Genomic DNA, 6,991 nt, shown 5'->3' with positions numbered 1-6,991 from the left:
GTTCGTGAACATCTTCTCTTTCTGTAATTAATTTACCGTCTAAGTACAATTTCATTCCAGAGAACGCTTCGCCACCAAGAGCATATTGTCCTGATTCTGGCACCGACATATATCCTGTCCAACGTACAGAATATTTATCATAAGCCATATCTGTAAATGGTGCTGTAACTTTCCATGTAAAATCAATGTTTTGGTCAATACGTGTGTGTACAGGAGTACCTTCAAAGTTTGTATTCGAAAAATATTCTGCCTGAAGACCATTTGCTTTTAGCGATTGATCTGTAAATAAAACCGAAGCAGGAACAGCTTCTAAATTTGGCAAACCTTGTGCAACGCTGCAACCTTGTGCAAATTTAACGTCGGCATTTGGAAGTTTGTTTTTGATTCCCATAAACGGCGTAATTCCATTGGATGGATACCCATTATAATTACCCAAAAGCACGTCGATATCATTGGCATTTGGTCCTATGACAGCCACTTTTTTAAGGTTTTTGCTTAATGGTAACGTATTATTTTCGTTTTTCAATAAAACCATTGACTTTCTAGCTGATTCTAAAGCTAACAATCTATGTGTCTCTGAATCCACCACGCTAAACGGAATATTTTCGAACTTCACAGCAGCTTTTGGAGCAAAAAGTCCCAAGCGCATTCTAGCCACCACTAATCGTTCCAGAGAAACAGCAAGCTCAGCCTCACTGATTAAATTTTGCGCCACCGCTTTTACTAATGCTGGATAAGAATCGCCACAGTTCAAATCGGTTCCTGCTTTTACAGCCATGGCAGCTGCCTCTTCACGAGTAGAAACCACTTCGTGAGCGCCTTTGTCATAAAAGTCTTTTACAGCCCAGCAGTCAGAAACTACATAGCCTTTGAAACCCCATTTTTCACGCAACAAATCACTTAACTGTTTGTTTCCGCAACATGGCAAGCCTTCAAAACTGTTGTAAGCACACATAACAGAATATACATGTCCTTCTTTTATCACTTTTTCGAATTGCGGACTGTAGGTGTTCAGCATGTCAAAAGAAGTTGGATTGACATTGAAACTATGACGCTCCCCTTCTGGTCCACTGTGTACAACAAAATGCTTTGCTGTAGCCACCAGTTTCAAATATTTAGGATCGTCACCTTGTAACCCTTTTACAAATTGCACACCAAGTTCACCCGTTAAATAAGGATCTTCTCCATAGGTTTCCATTCCGCGACCCCATCTTGGATCTCTAAAAATATTGATGTTTGGTGTCCAAAAAGTCAGACCTTGATAAATCCCTCTTTTATTACGGCTCACAAATTCTTGGTGTTTTGCACGTGCTTCGTCTGAAATTGCATTGGCATTTCGAAACATTTGATTACGGTCCCACATTGCACTCATCCCGATTCCTTGAGGAAAAACGGTCGCTGTTCCTGCTCTTGCAACACCATGCAAAGCTTCGTTCCACCAGTTCATCTCAGGAATACCTAAACGGTCAATTGCTGGCGAGGTATAACTCATTTGAGATACCTTTTCTTCTAATGTCATTTGAGAAACGATGTATTTTGCTCTTTCTTCAAATGATTTATTTACGTCTTTATGAACAGCTACTTTAGTACTATGACACGCAAATGCCAATACAGAGAGACATACGAGAGCGAACTTCTTTCTCATTATCATAATTGGGAATTTAAAATATAAGGGGAATTAAAACAGCCTAATGAATAGGCTGTTTATCTTTTTTAATTAATTAATTAATCTAAACCTAGTAAAAAACCAGTATGAGCACTTTTAAGTCCAAAATTAGCATCATACAATAAAGGCCAATCATTACCAGGGTGATTCAATTCAGCATTGAATGGAATCCAAGATTCATTGTCCTTCATTCCCCATACCGTTAAAGCGTATTTGTTAGCTGCAGGAAGTGCATTATAAATCTTTACAATTTCTTGGTATTTATCTTTTTGAGCAAATCGCAGTTCATTGGTAAAAGTTGCCGTTAAATTAGATGGTGCATTACCTGGATTTACTTGCATGTCTAACTCCGAAATATGAATTTTAAGTCCTTTTGAAACAGCGCGATTGATATCTATTTCTATTTGTGATTTAGTTGGTGCAAAAATGGTATTATGCATTTGAAAGCCAACTCCATCAATCAACTTATTTGCTACCAAACCATCAATTATTGTATAGGCAGCATTTTGCTTTTTGATGTTATCTGATGTTGCATAATCATTATAAAAAAGCAATAATTGTGTATCCGCTGCAGCAACTGCTGCTTCACGAGCCCATTTAAAACAATCATTAACGTAATTAGGTCCCATTCTTCTTAAGAAAACGGTATTACGCATTGTACCATCATCTTCTACAGCTTCGTTGACAACATCCCATGATTTTACTTTTCCTTTATAATGTGTTACCACATCAGTAATGTATTTTTTCACTTCTAAAGCAAATGCCGCATCAGTACCAGTATAATTTGCTAACCATGATGGAACAGAGTTATGCCACACAAGTGCATGACCGTGTACATTGATCCCATTTGTATTTCCGTAAGCAACAATTTTGTCTGCAACTGTCCAGTTGTACACGCCACTAGCTGTCGAAATTTGATCCATTTTCATTTCGTACTCAGCTGAAATACTACTAAATTCATTTCTCAATATTAGGTCGTATTGGCTACCCGCATTTAACTGATTCGCCTTTATCGCCATTCCAATTAAAAAAGGATTGGCTAATTTATTTGCTTTAACCTTCAAGAAAGTGGGATCTTCAGGAATACTACTCGTTCCTGTCGTGATCACGGTAATTACATTGGAGTACCCTGAGATCATCGAATCTCTTTGAGCACGAACACGGTAGTAATAACGGGTTCCTGCAGTTAATCCTACAACCAACTCATTAAGATCCGTAATTACCTTTGCATTATAGTTGGTAACGAAATCAGTGAAATTTGGTGACTTTGATACGTCTAATAGATATTTTGGCGCCGTAGAAACATAATTCCATTTGGCACGAAAACCACCGTCAGTTATGTCCTTCGCCGGATTTGCAATTGGGTTACTTAAATTTGCTTCCATTAATTTATCATCCTTAGCACAGGAATTTAGGAAGAAGAAAAGGCTAGTTACAACTAGTAAAAATTTATTTTTCATACAATTATTTTATTTTTCTAAACTGTTTCAAATCAGTAGATCAACTTTCGGATCGGAATTAATTAGCTCCATTTCTTGCTATTCTATTGAAGAGAATCATTACCGACAAGCTACTTACTGATAACGCACTTTGATATTATCGAATTTAATAGTAGTAGGATTAGGAGAATCTCCTTGAACAACTCCAATTTTAATTTCGTTAATTTTGGATACATCTAAAGTAGTAGCCGCATTGCCCCCATATCCATAATTATCTTTGAAATCAGTAATTTTAATAGTTTTTGTAGCCCAATTAATATCAGTGACTTTAAAGTTATAGCCATAATTAACATTATCTATAGTATTTAACTGAATGGCAAAATTAGCTCCTGATACAGATGCACTTACATCGATATCAATAAATGCTCTTGAAGCATCAGTACTTGTGCTGTTTAAAAAACTAACACCGGGACCCCCTCCGTTTCCGCCGCTACTTCCATTATAGCCGTTAGCTTGGGATCCAGCCCATGAAAATGACGCGTAATTACCTGTTGGTCCTCCACTTGTATTGGCACTAAAAGTAGCAACATCTCCATAAGCATTCCATCCAGTACCTGGTCTAGTACCTCCTCCATCAAAATCAGCAACAAGAACGACTGTTTCGAATTGGATTGTTTTTTTAACGGTTCCACCTGGAGTGGTAATAGCAAGGTCTGAGCCTGATACTGCATTTGCAGGTAGGTTTATAATTATGGTATTAGGTGAAGCAACTGTGTATTGTATCGAAGTTCCACCCAACTTTACTGCGCTAACGTTATAAAACCAAGTACCCTCAATCTCCAAACTGAAACCTGGTTTAGCAACTGCTGGATTTGTTTTTACAATAGTTGGCACAGGTTGCAAGATTTCGATATTCTTTGTAACTGATCCTTTTCCTGTAACAAATGTTATCGGTTGAACTCCAAATCGACTGCCTAATTTGTCATCAAATGGAATCGTGAAAATAAATGATTTATCAGAATTATAAGTTGGGTTGAAACTCACATTTATCTTATCGTCTAGTGTAATTTTCTGTAAGCCTTCCAAACCATTTCCTTCTACTCTAATTTTATTTAGAGGAAAGGTTTGATTAAGTAAATCTCCAGGCTCCGAAACCATAGCCTCTACTTCAGCTATGACTACATCGTCTTTTTGACAATTTGTAAAAACAGAAAAAGCAAAAAGTGATAATAAGGTATATTTAATTGTTTTGATCATTGTGTTTGAATTAGTTGAAGTTATAAGGAACTGGAGCTTCTAGCAACGAAGGATTTGTATCTATTGCCGATTGAGGAAGAGGTAAAACAAAATAGTTAGCTCCTGGCGTGATTTTTCTAGAAATTAAATCAGTTCTAGCATCATCAGAATAAAAACCAACTTCTTGTTGTGAAACAATAGCAGAGGCTTCACTTAATCCACGACGTTTTAAATCAAAAAAGTACTGTCCTTCAAGAGCAAATTCAATTCTTCTTTCCTTGAACAAATCATCTCTTGTAAGTATTGTTTTTGTAGGTAAGCCTGCTCTTTTTCTCACTTCATTGTACGCGTTTAAGGCTGATCCAACAGTGGTAGAAGAATTTCCTGCTAAAACCGCTTCGGCATGCATCAATAATACATCAGCATATCGAAGTATATTTGTGTTTTGTGAAGTTCTCATAAAAAACACATCATTCCTTTCAGCTGCTGATCCTACAATATACTTTCTAAAATTAGCTCCCGTAGAAGACAACACTTTCTTGTAGGTGAATCCGCCACTATTTTTTAGTAATTCAGGATAAAAGTCCCCTTCGGTCATGATCGTACTTTTTTTCCTAGCGTCATTAGGTTCAAAATTAGAAATTAACGATACCGAAGGCAAGTACACTCCCCAACCATCTCCTCCGCCAGTAATACCTGAATTTGCAGGAACAATATAGGCTTGATTTGTATTTTGAGTACCCCATTGTGTTGCGATAGCTTTCCACTGTAAGGCAAACATACTCTCGCTACTATTATTATTTTCAGGGCTACTAAATAAAGTTGAGTAATCTTGAACTAATGAATATTGACGTCCCATAATTTGTTGCGTCAAAGCGGCACATTCAGCATATTCATTCAAAGTCAAATGAACTTTAGCCATGATTCCCATAGCGACTGTTTTGTTTACATACCCTTTTTTAGCAGATGTTTCTGGTAAGTTCTCTATTGCATATTGCAAGTCTAACTTTATAAATTTGTAAACATCAGCTACTAAATTCCTCTTTGGCTGCGCTGCTGTTCCTGCTCTGTCAACGATTGGAACTGCACCAAAAGTGCGGACTAAATAAAAGTAAGCGTTCGCTCTCATGAATCGAGAAATGGCGATTGAATTTTTATAGGAAGCCTCCGGTAAATCGCTTTTTCTCTCTTCGACTAGTTTCATCAAATTATTCGATTGATCAACAACTGAAAATAGAGAAACATATCCCTCTGTAAGTATTGGATTTTGTGACGTTACTTGTCCATCTTTAAACTGAGAATAAGCTCCATCAAAGGTAAAGGCATTTCCCGCATACATGTCTCCCACCGCAATAAGAAACTTGTCATTAAAGGTAAACCAAGGCTTGAAATATAAGCTCTCAGCAATACCATCAAAAGGAGTGATTCCTTCTGGTAAATCAGCGGCTGTTAATTGATTCTCGGACGGAGCATCTAAAAACTCATTCGTACAAGAAGTAAATGATACTATTGCCAGCAGTAATACTATCACAATGTGGTTAAATTGCTTTTTCATAACTATTATTTTAACGTTAAAATCATTTTTTATGGTTATTTTATTAAAATTCTAAATTAACTCCTATTGATGTTGTTCTAGGAACTGGGTACCTTCCTAAGTCAATTCCACTTAAAATTACATTTTGATCTAAATTCCCTAAGGCAGGATCAAATCCAGAATATTTAGTGAAGGTGTGTAAGTTTTGAACATTTAAATAAATCTTAGCCTTAGTAAAAATAGATTTACCAAATATCTCAGTAGGTAGATCGTATCCAAAAGAAACATTTTGAATTCTTAAGTAAGAGCCATCTTCAACAAAACGATCTGAAATCCTACCATTTCCGTTAGGGTCATTAAGTGTAATTCGAGGTACATTCGTGTTTTCATTCACACCCACCTCAAAAGCGTTGTTTACTTGAGTGCTTACATTACCGTATCGATCTCCAAAACCGGGATAAATACCATCAATGTAATGACGGGTAAAATTGTAAATTTCGTTTCCTTGACTTCCTTGTAAAACAACAGAAAGATTAAAATTCTTATATTTAAAGTTGTTTGTAATGGCATAAGTAAAATCAGGAATTGCACTACCAATAGGCGCTTGATCTCTAGCTGTAATTTCTCCATCACCATCAAGATCTTTAAATCGAATATCTCCTATCCCAGTTCCAGCTTCTTGTATAGGCCCTTCTTGCAAATCTTTGGCATTTCTAAAAATCCCATCGGTGATATACCCATAGAATTGACCTACGGGCTGCCCCTCAGTTGTTCTAGTAATAGTGTACAAGTCGAATTGAACTTTTCCTAGTAAAGATTTACCTAAGCCTTGAAAGCTAGTAAGCTCATTGTTATACTTTGAGAATATTATTGAACTGTTCCAACTAAAATCAGCAGTTTCAATATTAGTAGTGTTTAAGCTAATATCAACCCCTTTAGTTACTATTTCACCTGTATTCAAAAAGAAATTTAAGGCACTTTGATTCGACTCATCATTAATTTGTTTCGTTAAAAAATCTGATGATCTCTTGATGTAATAGTCAAAGTCAAGTTTAACTTTGTTGTCAACTAATCCAACTTCAAATCCTGCGTTCAAAGATTTTAATGATTCCCATT

Annotated in this window: 4 protein-coding genes and 1 pseudogene; all 5 read right to left on the bottom strand. The window is 36.4% G+C overall.

All coding sequences use genetic code 11. From position 1 onward, the window contains the following. Positions 1-1,645: glycoside hydrolase family 3 N-terminal domain-containing protein (locus tag P8M54_RS04205; protein ID WP_300285542.1), on the bottom strand; the 1,645-nt coding region annotated here is incomplete at its 3' end. 80 nt (positions 1,646-1,725) lie between these two features. Beyond that, positions 1,726-3,126 carry an endo-1,4-beta-xylanase gene (locus P8M54_RS04200; protein WP_300285540.1) on the bottom strand — a complete coding sequence of 467 codons (1,401 nt, stop codon included), beginning with the start codon at positions 3,124-3,126 and terminating at the stop codon, positions 1,726-1,728. A 114-nt stretch (positions 3,127-3,240) separates the two neighbouring features. Further along, a complete protein-coding gene (locus P8M54_RS04195; protein WP_300285538.1) occupies positions 3,241-4,362 on the bottom strand; it encodes a hypothetical protein in 1,122 nt (373 codons plus the stop codon). A gap of 10 nt (positions 4,363-4,372) precedes the next feature. Next, entirely contained in the window at positions 4,373-5,896 is a 1,524-nt protein-coding gene (locus P8M54_RS04190) for a RagB/SusD family nutrient uptake outer membrane protein (protein WP_300285536.1), read from the bottom strand. Between the two features lie 43 nt (positions 5,897-5,939). Continuing rightward, positions 5,940-6,991 (bottom strand): annotated as a pseudogene (locus P8M54_RS04185) (TonB-dependent receptor); the annotation flags it as partial.

It is taken from the genome of Flavobacterium sp. (genome assembly GCF_029242675.1).
Classification (GTDB): domain Bacteria; phylum Bacteroidota; class Bacteroidia; order Flavobacteriales; family Flavobacteriaceae; genus Flavobacterium.
This window is presented reverse-complemented; position numbering and strand designations above follow the sequence as displayed.

Bases quoted from the DNA above. Each gene is read 5' to 3' on its own strand.
- P8M54_RS04200 (WP_300285540.1), bottom strand. From the start codon at position 3,126: ATGAAAAATAAATTTTTACTAGTTGTAACTAGCCTTTTCTTCTTCCTA.
- P8M54_RS04195 (WP_300285538.1), bottom strand. From the start codon at position 4,362: ATGATCAAAACAATTAAATATACCTTATTATCACTTTTTGCTTTTTCT.
- P8M54_RS04190 (WP_300285536.1), bottom strand. From the start codon at position 5,896: ATGAAAAAGCAATTTAACCACATTGTGATAGTATTACTGCTGGCAATA.